20 protein-coding genes are annotated in these 19753 nt (G+C 46.6%); 3 read left to right on the forward strand and 17 right to left on the reverse strand.

Annotation, left to right across the window (positions count from 1 at the left end; all coding sequences use genetic code 11):
* The first annotated feature begins 63 nt into the window (after positions 1–63).
* Together fdhF and AC1DN5_RS08690 are read left to right on the forward strand one after the other, a co-directional pair.
* Positions 64–3006, forward strand: coding sequence for a formate dehydrogenase subunit alpha (gene fdhF, locus AC1DN5_RS08685; RefSeq protein WP_366969138.1), 2943 nt, complete (start codon positions 64–66; stop codon positions 3004–3006).
* A 17-nt stretch (positions 3007–3023) separates the two neighbouring features.
* Positions 3024–3515 (forward strand): helical membrane plugin domain-containing protein, encoded by a 492-nt coding sequence (locus AC1DN5_RS08690; protein WP_264818875.1) that lies wholly within the window; start codon positions 3024–3026, stop codon positions 3513–3515.
* A 39-nt stretch (positions 3516–3554) separates the two neighbouring features.
* On the opposite strand, the gene AC1DN5_RS08695 is transcribed toward AC1DN5_RS08690, so the two are convergent.
* The 5 genes from AC1DN5_RS08695 to AC1DN5_RS08715 form a co-directional block, all read right to left on the reverse strand.
* On the reverse strand, positions 3555–3785 hold the full coding sequence (locus AC1DN5_RS08695; RefSeq protein WP_095241572.1) for a YrhC family protein: 231 nt from the start codon (positions 3783–3785) through the stop codon (positions 3555–3557).
* Between the two features lie 83 nt (positions 3786–3868).
* Positions 3869–5011 carry a bifunctional cystathionine gamma-lyase/homocysteine desulfhydrase gene (locus tag AC1DN5_RS08700; protein WP_188154590.1) on the reverse strand — a complete coding sequence of 381 codons (1143 nt, stop codon included), beginning with the start codon at positions 5009–5011 and terminating at the stop codon, positions 3869–3871.
* 1 nt (position 5012) lies between these two features.
* Positions 5013–5936, reverse strand: coding sequence for an O-acetylserine dependent cystathionine beta-synthase (locus tag AC1DN5_RS08705; protein WP_045926785.1), 924 nt, complete (start codon positions 5934–5936; stop codon positions 5013–5015).
* A 46-nt stretch (positions 5937–5982) separates the two neighbouring features.
* Positions 5983–6678: a 5'-methylthioadenosine/S-adenosylhomocysteine nucleosidase gene (gene mtnN, locus AC1DN5_RS08710; protein ID WP_003152774.1), complete on the reverse strand. Its 696-nt coding sequence runs from the start codon at positions 6676–6678 to the stop codon at positions 5983–5985.
* A 20-nt stretch (positions 6679–6698) separates the two neighbouring features.
* Positions 6699–7340: a class I SAM-dependent methyltransferase gene (locus AC1DN5_RS08715; RefSeq protein WP_366969137.1), complete on the reverse strand. Its 642-nt coding sequence runs from the start codon at positions 7338–7340 to the stop codon at positions 6699–6701.
* Positions 7341–7523: 183 nt separating this feature from the next.
* On the opposite strand from AC1DN5_RS08715, the gene AC1DN5_RS08720 reads away from it, so the two are divergent.
* Positions 7524–7727 carry a YrzA family protein gene (locus AC1DN5_RS08720; protein ID WP_003152771.1) on the forward strand — a complete coding sequence of 68 codons (204 nt, stop codon included), beginning with the start codon at positions 7524–7526 and terminating at the stop codon, positions 7725–7727.
* Positions 7728–7766: 39 nt separating this feature from the next.
* Here AC1DN5_RS08720 and AC1DN5_RS08725 read toward each other — a convergent pair whose 3' ends face one another.
* The 12 genes from AC1DN5_RS08725 to alaS all read right to left on the reverse strand — a co-directional run bounded on the left by AC1DN5_RS08725 (position 7767) and on the right by alaS (position 19634).
* A complete protein-coding gene (locus AC1DN5_RS08725; protein WP_016938840.1) occupies positions 7767–8462 on the reverse strand; it encodes a YrrS family protein in 696 nt (231 codons plus the stop codon).
* A 63-nt stretch (positions 8463–8525) separates the two neighbouring features.
* Positions 8526–10280 carry a peptidoglycan D,D-transpeptidase FtsI family protein gene (locus AC1DN5_RS08730; RefSeq protein WP_366969136.1) on the reverse strand — a complete coding sequence of 585 codons (1755 nt, stop codon included), beginning with the start codon at positions 10278–10280 and terminating at the stop codon, positions 8526–8528.
* Positions 10281–10332: 52 nt separating this feature from the next.
* On the reverse strand, positions 10333–10806 hold the full coding sequence (gene greA, locus AC1DN5_RS08735) for a transcription elongation factor GreA (RefSeq protein WP_014470754.1): 474 nt from the start codon (positions 10804–10806) through the stop codon (positions 10333–10335).
* A gap of 253 nt (positions 10807–11059) precedes the next feature.
* Positions 11060–11695, reverse strand: a complete 636-nt coding sequence (udk, locus tag AC1DN5_RS08740; protein WP_016938838.1) for a uridine kinase — start codon at positions 11693–11695, stop codon at positions 11060–11062.
* A 5-nt stretch (positions 11696–11700) separates the two neighbouring features.
* Positions 11701–12969 (reverse strand): peptidase U32 family protein, encoded by a 1269-nt coding sequence (locus AC1DN5_RS08745; protein WP_016938837.1) that lies wholly within the window; start codon positions 12967–12969, stop codon positions 11701–11703.
* A 17-nt stretch (positions 12970–12986) separates the two neighbouring features.
* Entirely contained in the window at positions 12987–13916 is a 930-nt protein-coding gene (locus AC1DN5_RS08750; RefSeq protein ID WP_366969135.1) for a peptidase U32 family protein, read from the reverse strand.
* Positions 13917–13922: 6 nt separating this feature from the next.
* Positions 13923–14576 (reverse strand): O-methyltransferase, encoded by a 654-nt coding sequence (locus tag AC1DN5_RS08755; RefSeq protein ID WP_264818879.1) that lies wholly within the window; start codon positions 14574–14576, stop codon positions 13923–13925.
* Between the two features lie 150 nt (positions 14577–14726).
* Positions 14727–15818 carry an endolytic transglycosylase MltG gene (gene mltG / locus AC1DN5_RS08760; protein ID WP_095241566.1) on the reverse strand — a complete coding sequence of 364 codons (1092 nt, stop codon included), beginning with the start codon at positions 15816–15818 and terminating at the stop codon, positions 14727–14729.
* Positions 15819–15927: 109 nt separating this feature from the next.
* Positions 15928–16209 carry a DUF1292 domain-containing protein gene (locus AC1DN5_RS08765; protein WP_003152751.1) on the reverse strand — a complete coding sequence of 94 codons (282 nt, stop codon included), beginning with the start codon at positions 16207–16209 and terminating at the stop codon, positions 15928–15930.
* A 12-nt stretch (positions 16210–16221) separates the two neighbouring features.
* Positions 16222–16638 (reverse strand): Holliday junction resolvase RuvX, encoded by a 417-nt coding sequence (gene ruvX / locus AC1DN5_RS08770; RefSeq protein ID WP_095241565.1) that lies wholly within the window; start codon positions 16636–16638, stop codon positions 16222–16224.
* A gap of 8 nt (positions 16639–16646) precedes the next feature.
* Positions 16647–16913 carry an IreB family regulatory phosphoprotein gene (locus AC1DN5_RS08775; protein WP_003152749.1) on the reverse strand — a complete coding sequence of 89 codons (267 nt, stop codon included), beginning with the start codon at positions 16911–16913 and terminating at the stop codon, positions 16647–16649.
* An 84-nt stretch (positions 16914–16997) separates the two neighbouring features.
* The gene (gene alaS / locus AC1DN5_RS08780) at positions 16998–19634 is read right to left on the reverse strand and encodes an alanine--tRNA ligase (RefSeq protein ID WP_366969134.1); all 2637 of its coding nucleotides are present in this window, start codon (positions 19632–19634) and stop codon (positions 16998–17000) included.
* Positions 19635–19753 lie beyond the last annotated feature (119 nt).

The raw sequence follows: 19753 nt of genomic DNA on the forward strand, positions 1-19753 counted from the left end.
ACAGGAGGCCGGTATCTATGTGCATGGCTTTTTTCGATTTTAAAAGATGGAGGGGAATTGGAAGTGACAGACGTTCAGTCTATCCGTGTCACAATCGACGGCACGGAGTATGAAGCACCAGAGGGGACTAAAATTTTAGATATTTTAAATCAAAACGGAATTGAGATACCGCAAATATGCCATGTACCGGAAGTGGATCCGATTCAAACATGCGACACCTGTATTGTTGAAGTAAACGGAAAATTGCAGCGCTCTTGTTCCACCGCAGCAGAAAACGGAATGTCAATCTCGCTTACGTCGGGAAGAGTAAAAGAAGCTCAGACAGAGGCCATGGACCGCCTGCTCGAGAATCATCTGCTTTACTGTACAGTATGCGATAACAACAACGGAAACTGCACGCTGCATAATACAGCGGAAATGATGGGAATTGAGCACCAGAAATATCCGTATACGCCGAAAGACGATTCAAAGTGCGCGGTGGATATGTCTCACCCATTTTACCGCTATGATCCGAATCAATGTATCGCCTGCGGCCAATGTGTGGAAGTGTGCCAAAACCTTCAGGTGAATGAGACCCTTTCCATTGATTGGGAGCGCGACCGCCCGCGGGTCATTTGGGACGAAGGCGTTGCCATTAATGAATCTTCCTGTGTCAGCTGCGGCCAGTGTGTCACTGTCTGCCCTTGTAACGCACTGATGGAAAAATCAATGCTCGGCCAGGCCGGATTTATGACCGGCATCAAAGAAGATGTCATGGAGCCGATGATTGATTTAGTCAAAAATGTGGAACCCGACTATACAAGCATCTTCGCTGTGTCAGAAGTGGAAGCGGCTATGCGCGATAAACGGACGAAAAAAACAAAAACAGTCTGCACGTTCTGCGGTGTCGGATGCTCTTTTGAAGTATGGACAAAAGGACGTGACATCCTGAAAATTCAGCCTGTTTCCGATGCTCCGGTTAATGCGATTTCCACTTGTGTCAAAGGGAAATTCGGCTGGGACTTCGTGAATTCGGAAGAACGGATTACAAAACCGCTCATCCGGAAAAACGGCGCATTTGTTGAATCGTCATGGGAAGAAGCCCTTGACCTTGTCGCTTCAAGACTCGGTTCGATCAAGGCGGAGCACGGCAGCGGTTCTGTCGGTTTTATTTCTTCTTCTAAAATTACGAATGAAGACAACTACGTCATCCAAAAATTAGCGCGCCAAGTATTTGAAACCAACAACGTGGATAACTGCTCACGCTACTGCCAGTCACCGGCAACGGACGGCTTATTCCGCACCGTCGGTATGGGCGGAGACGCCGGCACAATTAAAGATATTGCAAAAGCGGGCCTCGTGCTCATCGTCGGCGCCAATCCGGCGGAAGGACATCCCGTTCTGGCCACACGCGTGAAACGCGCGCATAAGCTGCACGGACAAAAATTAATTGTTGCCGATCTGCGCAGAAATGAAATGGCTGAACGGTCCGACCTCTTTATCAGCCCGAAACAAGGGACTGACCAAGTATGGCTCATGGCAGTGACGAAATATATGATTGACCAGGGCTGGCACGATCAAGCGTTTATTGATGAGAATGTCAACTACTTTGAAGATTATAAAGAAACGCTGAAAAAGTATACATTAGACTATGCGGAGCGCATCACCGGACTATCTCAGGATACGATCATCCGCATTGCCGAAATGATTCGTGATGCAGACGGCACTTGTGTTCTTTGGGGCATGGGCGTTACTCAAAATACAGGCGGCTCTGATACATCAGCGGCGATTTCCAATCTGCTGCTAGCCACAGGGAACTACCGCCGCCCGGGTGCCGGAGCTTATCCGCTGCGGGGACATAATAACGTTCAAGGCGCTTGCGATATGGGAACTCTCCCGGGCTGGCTTCCGGGATATCAGCATATTACCGATGATGCGGCCCGTGCTAAATTCGAAAAAGCTTACGGTGTCGAGATTGACGGCAAGCCGGGTCTTGATAATATTGAAATGCTCCATGCGATTGAAGAAGGAAAGATGAAGGCGATGTATCTTGTCGGTGAAGACATGGCGCTCGTCGATTCAAACGCCAACCATGTTCATGACATTTTATCCAGCCTTGATTTCTTTGTTGTGCAGGATATTTTCCTTTCAAGAACGGCGCAATACGCGGATGTCATCCTGCCTGCGGTTCCTTCTCTTGAAAAAGACGGAACATTTACAAACACAGAGCGGCGTGTGCAAAGATTGTATCAGGCGCTTCCGACGCTTGGTGATGCAAAACCGGACTGGTGGATTATTCAGGAAGTCGCCAATCGTTTAGGCGCTGATTGGAATTACACGCATCCAAGCGATATTTTCTCAGAAATGGCGAGCCTTTCTCCGCTGTTCGGAAAAGCTAGCTATGACGTACTTACCGGCTGGAACAGCTTCCTGTGGGGAAGCTTTACGGGAGAAAGCACTCCGCTTCTTTATGAAGACGGCTTTAACTTCCCTGACAAAAAAGCCCGTTTTGCCCTTAGCGATTGGGTGGAGCCTGCCGTATTCCCTGAAGAATATGACTTGCACATTAATAACGGGCGGATGCTTGAACATTTCCACGAAGGAAATATGACTAACAAATCGAAAGGCATTCAGTCTAAAGTGCCGGGCGTATTTGTTGAAGTATCGCCGGAGCTCGCGGCTGAACGCGGAATTTGCGACGGAACAATGATCCGCCTCGTCTCTCCTTTTGGAGCGGTTAAATTGAACGCGCTTGTAACAGACCGCGTCCGCGCAAATGAGCTTTATCTGCCGATGAACTCTACAGATAAAGATTCGGCGATTAATTTCCTGACCGGGCCAGCGTATGATTCACGGACACATACGCCTGCCTATAAGCAGACAAAAGTCCGCATGGAAGTGCTCGGTTCCTGTGATACTCCGCCGCTTCCGAAAACGAATCCGCGGAACAAAAAACGTCATCCGCAAAATGGTGTGGAAGCTCAGCGAAAATGGAACCGTCCGGGCTATGTGCACTTAACGGATTAAGGAAAGGAGGAAGCATTATGGCAAGCCCAATTACTGAAATTCAAAAAGAAACAAAAACGGAGGAACAGCTGAAAGCAGAAAAGCTGGAAGAACTGAAAACACTTCTCGCAGAAAATGAAGAAGCCGTCGCGAAAACGATGTCTATTATGACGGAGCTGAATGGCTTGGGCATTTTTGATGCCGCCGGCTATATGCTCCAGGCGAAAGAGGAAATTGCGAAAATCGCGCTTGGACAAATTTCCCGGGAACCTGTCACAAATCTCCTGAATACGATGATGGCAGCGGGAGGCGCGCTGTCAAAAGCTGATCCTGAATTTATGGGCAGACTTTTAGAGAGCGTCATGGCCGGAACGGATCAGGCGCAAAGCTTTTTAAAAGAAGACCGGAAAGTCAGTATGTTTGAACTGATGAAAGCCGCCGGTGATCCCGATATTAACCGTGCGCTCGGCTTCGGTCTGCAGTTTTTAAAAGGAATGGGAAAAGAATTACGTGAAACCCCGTCTGAATAAGAAATGAAAAAGCCATTGTCAAAAGACAATGGCTTTTTTTTATTCCTCGGCTTCTTCCAGCCTCTTTTTATAAATAAGTGAACGGTCAACGCAGAAATAAGCGCCCGCTAAAAATACACAATCCGTTACAAACATCAGCATTTTCTGGCCCGAAGTCAGCCCTTGTCCGGGAAGAACCGCGCCGATATAAATGAAGGTGCTGACTGCAAGCAGAATAAATGCGTAATGCTTAAAATCTTCTATTAATGATTTCAGTCTTTTGTTCTCCATATAAGGTCACCTGCCAGTTTTATAGTCTAACAACATTATAATATAAGCTGGCAGCCGACAGAGAATGTAAATCTATCCAATCTTTATAAAAGTGAATCAAGCGCCTGTTTCACATCCGCCGTTAAATCCTCAGTATCCTCAATACCGACTGAGATCCGGACGAGCCCGTCTGTTATGCCAAGTGCAAGCCGGCGGTCGCGCGGGATTGAAGCATGCGTCATTCTGGACGGCACGGAGATTAAGCTTTCAACCGCTCCTAAGCTTTCCGCGATCGTAAACAGGTTCAATTTTTCTAAAAATGCGTCGACGCGTTCGCTGCTGCCGATATCAAAGGAAATCATTCCGCCGAAACCGGAGCTTTGCGCTTTTGTCAGCTCATGGCCCGGGTGTTTCGCTGATCCCGGATAGTAGAGCGTCTGAACGGCATCATGCGCTTCAAGCAGCTCGGCGATTTTTCCGGCGCTGTGATTGATGGCATCCATTCTGAGTCCCAGTGTTTTAATGCCTCTCATTAAAAGCCATGAATCCTGCGGTCCTAAAACGCCGCCTGTTGAGTTTTGCACGTAATGAAGCTTTTCACCGAGCTCTTTATCAGCCGTCACGACTAAGCCGCCGACGACATCGCTGTGGCCGCCGAGATATTTTGTCGCGCTGTGCAGCACGATGTCAGCGCCGAAGCTGAGCGGCTGCTGGAAATACGGCGTGTAAAACGTATTATCGACGATAAGCAATATGCCCGCTTCTTTTGCGATGTCAGACATCAGTTTGAGGTCAGTCACTTTCAAAAGCGGGTTTGTCGGCGTTTCGATATAAATCGCTTTCGTATTCGGACGGATGGCTTTTTGGACTTTTTCTTTGCTGCTCGTATCGACAAAGTCCGCTTCAATGCCGAAGCGGTTCAGCACACCTGTCATCACCCGGTAAGTGCCGCCGTATACATCATCCGTCAAAATAACATGATCGCCGCTGTCAAACAGCATCATAACGGCTGTAATCGCAGCCATGCCTGAGCCGAATGCATATCCCGCCGCGCCGCCTTCAAGCTCCGTAATTAAACTTTCAAGAGCCGTCCGCGTCGGATTGGCCGTTCTTGAATATTCATAGCCCGTGTGCTCGCCCGCTTTCGGCTGCTGGTACGTGCTTACTTGATAAATCGGTACGGAAACCGCTCCGGTCTTTTCATCTCCCGTAATTCCTCCGTGCACCATCAGCGTTTTTTTCTTCATCTTACTGACCTCCTTGGAAAATGTTTTTGCTTATATAACGATCGCTGCCGTCTGGGAAAATGGTGACGATATTTGAGCCGGCGGGCGCTTTTTTCGCTTCTTCCAGCGCCGCATATAGAGCCGCCCCTGATGAGCTTCCGATTAAAAGGCCTTCTTTCTCGGCCGCTTCTCTGACAAACGAAAACGCCTTATCGTCTTCCACCGTGTAAATGGCGTCAAAATGGCTCTCGTCCATATAATCCGGGATAAACTCCATACCGATGCCTTCCGTTTTATGGGCATGCGGTTCTCCGCCGTTCAGGATGGAGCCTTCCGGTTCAACGATCACCGTTTTGACGGCAGGATTTTTTTCTTTTAAATAAGCTGCCGTGCCGGCAAAAGTCCCGCCGGAACCCGCTCCGGCGACAAAGGTGTGGATATTGCCGCCGAGCGCGTTCCAAATTTCGGGACCGAGTTTTTTATAGTAAGTCAATGGATTTACTCGGTTTTTAAATTGCAGAACGGCATAAGAATTATTAATCTCTCTCTCCAGCTCAAGCGCTTTTCGGATGGCTCCCTGCATGCCTTCTTCTCTCGGCGTATGCACAATCTCCGCTCCGAGCGCTTTCATAATCTGCTGCTTTTCTCTGCTGAAATGCTCCGGGACGCAAAAAACGGCGCGAAGCCGGTGCTTTCTGGCGCACAGAGCGAGTCCGATTCCGGTGTTCCCGGCTGTCGCTTCAATGATAACGCCGCCCGGTTTCACCTTGCCCGTGTGAAGCGCATCTTCAATGAGCATCTCGCCCAGCCTGTCTTTAATGCTGCCGCCCGGATTCATCATCTCAAGCTTAGCATAAACCGCTGTTCCCTCCGGTATATCAAAATGCTTGAGACGGAGCAGCGGTGTATGTCCGATCAGTTCTGTAATATCTGTTATCACGTTCAATATGGTGTCCTCCCCCTGAAAGCGGAGGAGAACGAGAATCCCCCGCTTAGTGAATTCGTTTGATGACATTCAGGACAAGCTCAGTTGAATGAACGGCTGCCTGTTCTAAAAATTTATCAAATGAAACGTCAGATTCTTTTCCGGCAATATCAGATAGAGCTCTAATGACAACAAAAGGCGTTTTGAACTGGTGGCACACCTGTGCGACAGCTGCAGCTTCCATCTCAACCGCGTACAAATCCGCAAACTTGGCGCGTACGTCTTCAACCCGCTTCGGATCATTCATAAAAGAATCTCCAGTAGCGATTGTGCCTTTCGCGACTTGAATGCCGTTCAGTTCAGAAACCGCTTCCTCGGTAATGCTGATCAGCTTTTCATCAGCCTTGTATGCTGCCGGAAGACCCGGCACCTGTCCGTATTCATAGTCAAACGCCGTCACGTCCACGTCATGATGGCGGACATCTGTTGAGATGACGACGTCTCCTACATTCAATGTATGATGAAATCCGCCCGCTGAGCCTGTGTTAATCACATAATCAGGTTTGAAACGATCAAGCAGAAGCGTCGTGCTGATCGCCGCGTTGACTTTTCCGATGCCTGATTTCAGCAAGATAACTTCGACGCCTTCATAGCTGCCCGTCGTAAACTCACAGTGAGCGATCATTTCTTGTTTTGCGTCTTTCAGTTTGCTTCTTAAAATCGTAACTTCTTCTTCCATTGCTCCGATGACTGCCAGTTTCATTTATACACAATCCCTTCGATTTACCGTTTAATCGCCTCCATTATCCAGACAAAGTCGTTTTGCTGCGTAAATCTTGCGGCAAATCCCTCAGCTGAAAAGATGTTTTTCATTGTCTCGAGTGTCGGATAATGTTCCGTCTTTAAATCGTCCGCTAATTGGTGATAGCCGTTTCGGTTTGCTTTTCTGACGGCTTCCCCGTATGCTTCATGATCTTTAAAGACGGTATCGGCAAACACTATTTTATCATGCTTCTGAAGGATTGTGCCATATTGCTTTACAGCCGCTTGCTTTTCTTCATCGGTTAAATGATGAAATGCGTACGAGCTGACGATGGTATCTATTTGGAAAGGCGGAGCGGGAAACTCCAGAAAATCCCCGTCACTGAACACAGCTCTGTCAGAAAGCTTGTCAGCTGCCAGTTTTCTCATTGACGGAGACGGTTCTACACCAAACACTTTTTTGTTCGCGGCGGCTAATTTCGCCGTTAAATTCCCTGTGCCCGGTCCGAACTCTAAAACGTTAGAACCCGAAAGTGCGACGATGCTGTCAAGAATATTGTCATACCCTTTAAAAACATCAGCATATTGTTCGTCAGCTCCGTGCACCGTGGCGTCATAAGTCGCTGCCCAATCTTCAAATAAAGGAATAAATTCACGGCCCATATTTTTCACTCTCCATAATTTATAATTCCTATGAGTATAGTATGGATTAATCATGGAACAGTTCCTATCCTATCACAAAAAAGAGCGAAAGGGTACTAAAATACTTTGGGATTATTGCGCAATTACAGCAGAAAGGCTTATACTTTCATTGACTCAGAAGAAAAATCAGGAGGATCTATACTGATGAATTTTCAATTGGATTTAATAAAAGATAAAGTAGAATTTTTTGAAGCGGCATCTTTGCAGGAGCTGGAAAAGAAAATAAACGTACAGATTGAAAACAACCAGGCGATTATGCTTCGCGTCCGTTCTGTATCCCATCAGGTGACGGCCGTTGACGGCAGAATCCTTTACAGCGCGTCGGTGCATTTTTCAGCTGACGTATGACAGAAAAAAGCAGCTGAAGAATCAGCTGCTTTTTTGCGGTTATTTTAAGGTTTCTACTTTTGTCGGCTTCCAGCCTTTTTTGTCTTCCCAAGTGATGGTGACCTGATACTTTTTGCCGTTCGTTTTGTCTAAAACTTTACCCTTCGCATCTTGCGGGCTTCCATTGTTTCCGAGCCACAGCACTGTCATGTGATCTTTTGACACGCCGGTTGCGTAAGAGATAGCGTCAAGCATTTCGGACCAGTCTTCAGAGCTCGAGTCATACGTCGCCGCATGTTCTCCCGTCTGCTTTGTGCCGACTGGTTTCCATTTTGAGTTAACAATTGTTTTATCGACATCGCTGGATGAGCCGCCCTCTGTTATTTTTGCTCCTTTAAAAGGGTCGCTTGAATCAGAGGCTTTTTTGCTGTCATCACTTTTTGATGAATCATCGTCTTTTTTGCTGTCAGAGTCTGAAGATGAATCGGATTTGTCCTTATCCTGTTTATCTTTTTTGTCATCGTCTGAGGCCGTATCTTTTTTGCTGTCTTTTATGTCCTCATCTGAGGTCTGCTTCGTCTTGCCTGATGCAGGGGTTTCCTGTTTCTGGCTCACGTCGCTGGACGGACTGTTGATGAAGAGGCTGACTGCAACGACGACAATAAGAATAGATACGATAGCAATTAAAATGTTAAGCACCAAATTTGCTTTTCTGCGCTTATCACGGTTTTCAAAACGAGATTGTTTATTGCTCAATCATTCTGCACTCCTTTATCCCTCTTGCTCAGCATATATTTTAACATGGGCTGAGCGGTTGTTCTATGTCTGATTTGTTTCATTTTCATGTACCTTTTTAACAATATCATAAAACACTGTATTTGTCAGAGCCTTATCTCCCGGCGTGTCCATGTGCAGCACAACGAGAGCGTATTTCGGCTTGTCCGCGGGAAAGTATCCCGCAAACCATTTGTTGTAAAGCGTCTGTTTATCTTTTGTAAACATTCCCGTCTGGGCCGTTCCGGATTTTCCCGCCACCGCATACGGCAGATCCTGAAATCTCCTGCCGGTTCCTTTCGGTGACGTAACGACTTCTCTGAGAATTTTTTGAAGCTGCTGGGCCGTATATTTATCGATCGTTTTCCCCTTTAACGGCTGATCTTTGAATGACGCCATCGTCGTTCCGTTTTTGTATTCGATTTTGTCCGCGATTTTGACTTGTTTTTTTTCGCCGCCGCGCGCGATCGTCGCCATCATATTGGCGACTTCAAGCGGGGTGACTTTCACGTTTTTCTGTCCGATCGCCGTCTGGGCTACTGCTCTTTTGACGGTTTTGTCTTTGGCATCTCCCCAAATGACGCCGCTTTTTTCATTATACAGCTGCCTGAATCCGTCTTCCCGGTACAGCTTGCCTTCCCAGCCCGCCCGCTGTGTGAGACCGAGTTTTTCCGCCATGTTTTCAATAGCGGAGTCATCTTTTTTGACCAATTTTTCCGCAAGACTTGTAAACGTATAATTGCAGCTTTGGGCAAAGCTTTCTCCAAAATTGAGCGTGCCTTTGTCGTCACCCGGCTCTCCGTACAGGTTGAGACTGCAGTTAAAGGATGTGCCCGGCTTCACTTCGTTTTGTTCTATTGCGGCTGCGGCGATCACCGTTTTAAACACTGATCCCGGATAAATCGGCGTCAGCATGTAATTTTGCAGTGTCTGCTGCTTTGACATGTCGGCGTCAGGCTTTGATACCATTCCGAGCACACTGCTTTTTTCAATGTCTAAAAGGACGGCTCCCCCCTTTTTTAACCCGCGGTCTTTCAATACATCTTCCATTGCTTTTTGAATATTGCGGTCGATGGAGGTTTTGACTTGCAGCGGATAAAACGCGTTTGCTTCTGCCGTATATTTGACGTCCATTCCGAATAAAGGGTTTCCCCTTCCGTCGACATGATACAAAAGTTTTGTGTCCTGATCCGCCAGCAAAAACTCATCAAACGTCCGTTCCATCCCGCTTGTCCCGATTTTTGCCGTGATCGGCAGTTCCTTACGGCCGGGATATTTCTTTTTCAAAAGCTCCGGGTCCTGATTTGTCGCGCCCAACAGATGAGCGGCTATGTTTGTTTCTTTGCTGTCTTTCATATATACGCCGTAAATGCCCGGATATTTCAAAGAATTGATATTTGACACGGATTGTTTCGTCAGATGTTTTATTTTTCTGCTGTTTAGGATCACTGGTTTTTTCGCTTCCGTGAGAAGCTGCCCGAGCTCATCCTGTTTCATCCCGAGAATGGCGGATACCCGGTCAATCGGCCAATCCTGCGTCACGAGAAAGGGAAACAGAACGACGGCAGGCTGCTTTTTTCCGGTCAGCTCTTTGCCGTTCCGATCAAGAAAAGAGCCGCGTCCGTCTGAAATAAGGACTTCTTCAGTCCGCTGCTTGACGCTTTCCTGAATCAGATTAATATTAGATTTTGAAAAAGATTCTGTAAAAAACAGCTGAATTTCAGCCAGCCTGGCAAGCAAAAAGAAAAACACGAGCAGAAAACAAATCACGGCCGTTTTCAGCCTTTTTGATACGATCATAAAAAACACCTCATCCATATTTTGGACGAGGTGTTTCATTGTTAAACGGATCTTATGAAATTTTCACAATTTTCACGAGCATTTCTCCGCCCGGCGTCTGAACAGTAACTTCTTCGTCCACTTTTCTGCCGAGCAGGCTTTTGGCAATCGGCGAGTCGTTTGAGATTTTCCCTTCAAACGGATCAGCTTCAGCGCTTCCGACGATCGTGTAAGATTCTTCTTCACCGTCAGGCAATTCGATGAATGATACAGTTTTTCCCAAACCGACAACATTTGAACCGCCGTCGTCCTCGATGATTTTCGCATTGCGGATCATATTTTCAAGCGTCGTGATGCGCCCTTCCACAAATGCCTGTTCTTCTTTTGCAGAATCATACTCAGAGTTCTCTGACAGATCTCCGAAGCTTCTTGCGATTTTGATGCGTTCTACTACTTCTTTACGTTTAACCGTTTTCAATTGCTCTAATTCTTGTTCAAGTTTTTGTTTTCCTTCTTGAGTCATTGGAAAAACTTTTTCTTGTGCCATGTTCCTTCACTCCTTGGTGGTTGTCCCTCAACAATAACGTGTGATTATGTATGAGAGCATAAACGAAAAAATCAAGAATGAGAACACAGGGCAGTCCTCGTTCTTCTCTCCCATATAGGTACTGTTTATCTTAAACTGAATGTGTGTTTTCTGCAAATGTTTCGGTTTATAAACAGGGAAAGAAGGGAACTGTCTCATTCCCTTCCAGCCTATACATAATATGGTCTGAGTTATTTATGTCTATGCTATGGTATTACAAAATTGCATTTTGTTCAAGGATCGTTTGAATCTTCGTGACCATCAGATCAATCGCGACGTGGTTTTGGCCGCCTTCCGGAATAATGATGTCCGCGTAGCGTTTCGTCGGTTCAACAAACTGATTGTGCATCGGTCTGACGACGGATACATACTGCTCAATGACAGAATCAATAGAACGGCCTCTTTCGTTAATATCTCTCATAATCCGTCTGATGATACGGAGATCCGCGTCCGTGTCGACATAAAGTTTTATGTCCATGAGGTCGCGAAGCCTTTTATCTTCAAGAACGAGAATGCCTTCCAAAATAATGACATCCTTCGGCTCAACCGGAATGGTTTCCTCAGAACGCGTATGGAGTTTATAATCATAAATCGGCTTTTCTATCGGCCGGTAATTCAAAAGCTCTTGAATATGCTCGATTAAATAGTCATTATCAAATGCGAGCGGATGATCATAGTTTGTGTTGAGCCTTTCTTCAAACGGAAGATGGCTTTGGTCTTTATAATAAAGGTCTTGCTGGATCATTAAAATCGAGTGTCCTTTAAACTGTTCGTATATGGAACGGGTGACGCTTGTTTTTCCTGATCCGGAACCTCCGGCGATGCCTATAACTACAGGACTCTTACCCATTGGGATTACTTCCCCTTTCTCATCATGTTGCTCGGATAAATCTTTTTGTCTACTTTAAATGTAACGATTTGCAGGGGATGGCGGGCAGCATCAAGCTCGTTTCCGTCTTCGTCCCAAATAGTGCCGATGGTGAATGTGAAATTGTCAATTTCAGGACCGAAAAATTCAACTTCGTCACCTTGTTTAAAGAAATTGCGCTGCTGGAGCGTCACCATTTGAGTTTCCTCGTTATATGCGAGCACGAGACCGGCAAAATCAAATGTTGTTTTCTTTCCGTGTTCGCCGAACATCTGCTCCTCAAAACCGGGCGTGCCTTCAAAGAAAGCAGGCGCGGTATCCCGGTTTGCACATTTGTCCAGCTCATCCAGCCATTCTTTTTGAATGACAAAGTTTTCAGGATCAGCGCAGTATGCGTCGATGACTTTGCGATACACGCTGACAACCGTCGCAACGTAATGAATCGATTTCATCCGGCCTTCAATTTTTAGACTGTCGATACCCATCTCGATCATTTGCGGTATGGATTCAATCAATTTTAAATCTTTCGGGCTCATCGCAAACGGAGCGTCTTCTTCGTCATAGAGCGCGACCGCGTTTGCACCGTCTGTCTGATACAGGTCATAATCCCAGCGGCACGACTGACAGCAGCCGCCGCGGTTGGAATCACGGGCCGTCATGTGATTGCTCAGCACGCAGCGGCCTGAATAAGCGATACACATGGCGCCATGGATAAAGGTTTCGATTTCAATATCCACCTTTTCCTTCATTTCTTTAATTTCCAGTCCGCTCGTTTCACGGGCAAGCACCACACGGTCAAGACCTTCTTCTTTCCAGAACTGCACCGCTTTCCAGTTGGAAAGGGACTGCTGTGTGCTGAGATGAATCTCTACGTCCGGGGCGACTCTCCGGCATGTTTCAATAATCAGCGGATCAGCGACGATAATTCCGGCAACTTTTGCGTCTCCTAACGCTTTTAAGTATTCTTCCAGACCGTCCATATTTTCATTATGAGCGAAAATGTTTGTTGTCACATATATTTTCGCCCCGTATTTTTTGGCAAATTCTACGCCCTCTGCAATTTCTTCTATAGAAAAGTTATCCGCATTAGAGCGGAGCCCGTATTCCTGTCCTCCGATAAAAACCGCGTCCGCTCCGTAATGAACGGCAATTTTTAATTTTTCAAGGTTTCCTGCCGGAGCAAGAAGTTCAGGTTTTTTCGTAATGACGCGTTTTCCGTTTACGACTTTGGAAATGGTTTGATTTACGGCTGTCATCCGTTGCACCCTCCTTTTTAATAGACCGTTTCTTTAAAGAAGAATCCTGTGTCGATGCTTCTGTTCACAGGCTGAATGCTTTCAATCCGCTCTATCCAGCTCTCTTTTTTCTTTTCGTATGTCTCGCGGCTTTCGATACACAAATCGATTGCCTCTCTGTACATGCGTGTCACTTCGGTTAAGTATTCAGGAGACTTCAACACTCCGTCGATTTTGAAAGAATCAATGCCGGCGTCTATCAGATCCTCTAATTCATCAATCATGCACACATCGTTCGGACTCATGATGTGCGTGCCGTTTTCGTCTTCAAAAATCGGGTATTTATTGCCCCGTTCTTTGTCATGCAGAAACATGCCCGCTTCTTTTTTCTTCTGTTCGATGTCCATGACTTTTCCTTGGTATTCGAAGTAATGGCCCACTAATGAACGCTTAGATTGGAACATGCATGTCATACCGTGGATTTGAATTTCAATTTCCACTTCGGCGTTTTCTTTTATGTCAATGACGCTGTCCATATTTAATTCCTTAGCCAGCACTGCCCGCCGTGCGCCTTTGCGTCCCCAGTAATTGCAGGAATAGTAGTTGGTTCCCGTTGTTTCCGTGCTCCAGTGCAGTTTGAGCCCGGGAGCCGCTTCACGCGCCGCCATTAAAACGGCCGGATCACCGAAAACAGCCGCATCCACGCCGGCTTCCTGCAAAAAAGCAAGATAGCCGTTCAGCTCGTCCACTTTTTCATTGTGAAAAATAGCATTGACGGCAGCGTACACTTTCGCGCCTTTTTGATGAGCTATTTTTACGGCTTCTTTAATATCTTCTCTTGAAAATTCCCCGGCCAGTCTCAGGCCGTATCTTTGTTCTCCGACTAACAGCGCCGTTGCCCCCGCTTGAATGAGCGGAAGAATATCCTGTACGGAAGTCGGAGTCACCAAAAGTTCAGGTTTTTTCATGATCATTCACCTCTTCTTTTTACTGATGGCGATGCCGTCTCCGACCGGCAGTATGACCGTTTGATAGTCAGGCCGGTTCATCAGCCATTGGTTATATTGATCAATTTTTTCAACAAGCTTCCGTCTTCTTTTCGGCTCAATTTCCGAGTGATCTTGTGCCACCAGCCCTTTAAACAGAACATTGTCTGTGAAAATGACCCCATCCGGCGCAAGCATCGGTTCATAGAGCTCAAAAAAGTTCGTGTACTGGCCTTTTGCCGCGTCGATAAAAATGGCATCATAAGGAGCCGTGACACGGACAGACTCAGAAAGTTCAAGCGCATCCCCGTGCATTACGTGAATCCGATTTTCCATTTCAAAGTCTTTTATATTGTTCACAGCTTCTTCATAGCGTTTGTCGTCCCGTTCAATCGTGTAAATATTCGCATCCGGAAGTTCAAGCGCCATCCGTATAGCCGAATATCCGATTGCCGTGCCGATTTCCAAGATGTTTTTCGCCTGTTGAATCGACAGCATTTGAAGCAGCACTTCAATGCCCGCTTCTTCCATAATCGGAACATGGTGCTCTTTTGCATAGGCTTCAAGCTTTTTCACTTTATCAGGCCGAGGCTTCAGCATCGCGTTAATATACTCGTTTATTTGTTCATACCGATCATTCACGGCAAACAGCCTCCGTTCTAAAAAGGAGTGCCCCTGACGAATCCGCGGGGACACTCTCTTAAGACACTTCTTTATCCATAAGTAAACAACCCGATATATTTTATCATAAAACCTTTCAGAATGGAATAAAAGGAGAGCTTTTGCCCTCCTTTATTCACTGTCTTTTTTGGAAATATACTTTTCCTTCGCTTTATTATGATCTTTTAATGTTTTCGTGAATACGACCTCACCATTAGATTTTGCCAGGAAATAGAGATAATCCGTTTTGTCAGGGTTAAGAGCCGCTTCCCACGATGAATCCCCGGCGTTTGCAATCGGTCCCGGCGGCAGCCCCTTATGTTTATACGTGTTAAACGGAGAATCAATTTTCAGGTCTTTGTAGAAGACCCGGCTCTTATGCCTTCCGGCCGCATATAATACCGTCGGGTCAGTCTGCAGCGGCATTTTTTCTGCAAGTCTGTTGTAAAAGACGCTTGCGATTTTGTGACGGTCGGCTTTGGCTGTGGCTTCCTCTTCGATAAGCGATGCCATCGTCAGCGCGTTATGGACGGAAAGTTTCTTTTTTTCCAGTTCAGATTTATATGTTTCGATACGGGTGTTTGTTTCCTGAATCATTGCCGTCAAAATCTTATCAAGCGATGCATCCGGATCATTAAACGGATATGTGGCCGGGTATAAATAACCTTCGAGCGGATGCTTAAGCTTCTTGTTTGAAAGAGCGTCTGTTATTGTATCAGGAAACTGTTTTTTCAGTTTGTCGATAAATGTTTTGTCGTCCAGTTTTGCCATAATCTCTTCTTTAGAATATGATGTTTCTTTTGCGATCGCGTCGGCAATCTGTGTCAGCTGTTTTCCTTCGGGAACGGTGATCTGAAAGGCATACCCCGCAGATCCCGCGGTCAGTTTTTTGATAATCGCATCCGCGTCCATTCCTTTATTCAGATGGTAAAATCCCGCCTGAAATCCGGAAGCGCCTTTATACTTCACATACAGCTGGAATGCTTTTTTGCTTTTAATGACATGCTGATCCTCAAGAATTCCGGCAATTGCGGAAACCGAAGAACCGCTCGGAATATTAATATTGACTGTCGTTTTGCTGCCTTTGTCAACCGGGGACAGCAGAGATTTTCCATAGAAAAAAGCACCGCAAATGATGATGATCAGAGCGATCACGGAGGACAGTATTATCGTCGTTTTTTTGTTTTTGCGCAGAAATGAATTTTTAGTCTGATTGATATTCATACAAGTATTTCCCTCCCAACAGCTCTTATACTACATGATTCGTGCGCATTCGGCAATTTATTACAAAAAAGCCGAAGCGGCATATGCGCTCCGGCTTTTTCTGTTCATTTTATTCTTCGTCTTCTTCCGCTAAAAACGTATTCAGCGTTTCTTCGATCATTTCCCACTCTTCATCCGTTTCAATCGGCATCAGTTCGCCGTCTTCGCCGTTTTCGTTCGGCTCGAAGCTTGAAGCGTGAATTTCGATTTCATCATCGTCTTGAGCATCAATCGGATAATAAAGAACGTAAGATTTGTTGAATGTGTCGTTTTCAAATGTAAACAGCACTTCGCAAAGCTGTTCGTTGCCTTGATCATCGACAATTGTAATGTGTTTTTCGCCGTGTTCCATTTCTTTCACCTCTTAGTTTAAACTGTCCAGATATCCTTGAAGGATCATGACAGCCGCCATTTTATCAATGACTTTTTTTCGTTTTTGCCTGCTGACGTCAGCCGCGATCAGCATTTTTTCAGCCGCCATCGTCGTCAGACGCTCGTCCCACAGCACAACAGGGACATTGTACGCTGTTTCAAGCAGTTTCGCAAATGTTTGGCTGGCTTCGCCTCTCGGACCGATCGTCCCGTTCATGTTTTTCGGAAAACCGAGTACGATCTTATCTACATTATAGTCTTTCATCAGTTCGGATAAACGGTCCAGACCGTAATCTCCTTCAGCTTCGTTTATTTTTATCGTCTCAATGCCCTGAGCGGTCCAGCCCATCTCATCGCTTAAAGCGACGCCGAGTGTTTTCGTTCCCAGATCAAGTCCCAATATTCTCATGAGTGTATTTACGCCTCTTTATGCTGTTCTAGATAGGATTTTACCAATTCCTCAATTAATTCGTCACGTTCCAGTTTGCGAATTAAGTTCCGGGCGTCGCGATGCCTAGGAATGTATGCAGGGTCTCCAGACAGCAAGTATCCGACAATCTGGTTGATAGGATTGTACCCCTTTTCCTGAAGCGCATCATATACTGTAATCAGCACTTCTTCGACGTTTGTTTCAGCAGAATCATCGGAGAAATTAAATTTCATCGTTTTATCAAACGAGCTCACCGTTTTGCACCTCTTTCCCAAATTCGCAGGCAAAGTTCAGCCTGAGGTCCTCATCTTATCATCATTCTACACTAGTTGAAAGGATTATAAAACGGATTTTATCCAATCTTCCGCAGATGCGAGCGCCTCTTCCAATTTCTCAGGCTGCTTTCCGCCGGCCTGCGCCATGTCCGGACGGCCTCCGCCTCCGCCTCCGCAGACTTCTGCCGCTTGTTTGACCATTTTGCCGGCGTGAAGGCCTTTTTCGATCAAGTCTTTTGTTACGCCCGCTGACAGGTTGACTTTGTCATTTTGCACGGCGCCGAGAATGATGACCGCAGAACCGAGCTTCGCCTTCAGGTCATCCACCATTGTGCGAAGGTGGTTCATGTCTTTCGCATTTACTTTTTCAGCAAGCACTTTTACGCCGCCGATGTCTTTTACTTTAGACAGAATGGCTCCGGCTTCCACATTGCCGAGTTTGCTGAGCAATGATTCATTTTCTCTTTGCGCTTCTTTCAGTTCCGCTTGAAGAGACTGGATTCGCTTCGGCACGTCTTTTACGTTTGATTTCAGCTCGTCCGCAGCGTGCTGCAGGAGGCTGAGCTGGCTGTTCATTTCCTGATAAGCGCCTTTTCCTGTCACGGCTTCAATTCTTCGCGTACCTGCGCCGATCCCTGATTCGGATACGATTTTAAACAGGCCGATTTCAGCCGTATTCGTGACATGGCATCCGCCGCAAAGCTCCAGGCTGTAATCGCCGACTTGTACGACGCGTACAATATCGCCGTATTTCTCGCCGAACAGGGCCATTGCACCCATTTCTTTTGCTTCATTGATCGGTTTCAGATCAATCGCTACCGGAATGCTCTCCCAGATTTTTTCGTTGACGATTCCTTCAATGCGTTCAAGTTCTTCCTTCGTTACTTGACCGAAGTGAGAGAAGTCAAAACGCAGACGGTTTTCGGTAACGAGTGAGCCGGCTTGGTTGACATGTGTGCCGAGAACGTCTTTCAGCGCCTGATGCAGAAGGTGGGTTGCCGTATGGTTTTTCACCACGCCGCTTCTCATTTGGTCCTCCACTTCAGCCGTGACGCTTGCGCCTTTTTGAAGCGTGCCGCTATCCACTGTGCCTTCGTGTACATGCTGGCCGTTCGGAGCTTTTTTCACGTCTTTAATGTTTACGACAGCCTGTGCGCTTCTCAGCACTCCTCTGTCACCAATCTGTCCGCCGCTTTCAGCATAGAAAGGCGTTTCATCAAGAAGAATCTGAACGGTATCCCCTTCATGCGCCTCGCTGATTAATTGCCCGTCATGAAGAAGCTCAATCACCTTCGCTTCAGTTTTTACGGAACTGTAGCCGACAAACGTGCTTTCTGCAGTAATGTCGCGCAATGCGCCGCCCTGCACCTGCATGCTTCCTACATCTTGACGCGCATTTCTCGCCCGTTCACGCTGTTTTTCCATTTCGGCTTCAAAGCCTTTATGGTCAACCTTCATTTGCTCATCTTCCGCGTATTCCTCCGTCAATTCAACCGGGAATCCGTACGTATCGTACAGTTTGAATACGTCTTTTCCGGAGATGATGCCGCTGCCTTTTTCCTTTTCTTTCTTTATCACGTCAGATAAAATGGCAAGACCTTCGTTCAATGTTTCATGGAAGCGCTCTTCCTCCGTTTTGATGACTTTGGCAATAAACTCTTGCTTTTCTTTCACCTCCGGATAGAAAGCGTCCATAATTCCTGCAACAGTCGGTACCAGCTCGTACATAAACGGACGGCTGATACCGATTGTTTTCGCGTATCGCACAGCCCGGCGAAGGAGGCGTCTCAGAACATACCCGCGCCCTTCGTTTGACGGCAGAGCTCCGTCGCTTACCGCAAATGCGACCGTTCTGATATGATCGGCAATTACTTTAAAGGCTGTGTCCTTCACTGCATCCTTTCCGTAAGCATCTCCGGAAATACGCTCTGCCGCTTCAATAATCGGCATAAACAAATCAGTGTCAAAGTTTGTCGGAACGTCTTGAATAACGGAGACCATCCGTTCAAGCCCCATGCCCGTATCAATGTTTTTCTTCGGAAGCGGTGTGTACGTGCCGTCCGGATTGTGGTTGAACTCTGAAAATACCAGGTTCCACACTTCAAGATAACGATCATTTTCGCCGCCCGGATACAATTCAGAATCTGACGGGTCATTGCCGTATTTCTCGCCGCGGTCATAGAAAATTTCCGTATTCGGTCCGCTCGGGCCTTCGCCGATATCCCAGAAGTTTCCTTCCAGGCGGATGATTCTTTCTTCCGGAACGCCGATTTTTTCCGCCCATAGCGTATAAGCTTCTTCATCCTCAGGGTGAACCGTTACAGACAGCAGCTCCGGATCAAAGCCGATCCACTTTTCGCTCGTTAAAAATTCCCATGCCCACGTGATGGCTTCTTCTTTAAAATAATCGCCGATGGAAAAGTTTCCGAGCATCTCAAAGAACGTATGGTGGCGCGCCGTTTTTCCCACATTTTCAATGTCATTTGTGCGGATTGATTTTTGCGCGTTCACAATTCTCGGATTCTCCGGCACAACGCGGCCGTCAAAATATTTTTTCAGCGTCGCAACGCCGCTGTTGATCCACAATAAAGACGGATCTTCATGCGGAACCAATGAGGCGCTCGGTTCAACGGCATGGCCTTTTTCTTTAAAAAAATCTAAAAACATTTGACGCACTTCAGCAGAAGTTAAGTGTTTCATCTATATTCCTCCTTATCACTACCCGAAATTCTCTTTCGCGACAGCAAAAAAGCCCTCTCCCTATGCAAACCATGCGTTCACACAGGGACGAGAGCTGTCTCGCGGTACCACCCTGATTA

This window comes from Bacillus sp. 01N42_2 (genome assembly GCF_056399565.1).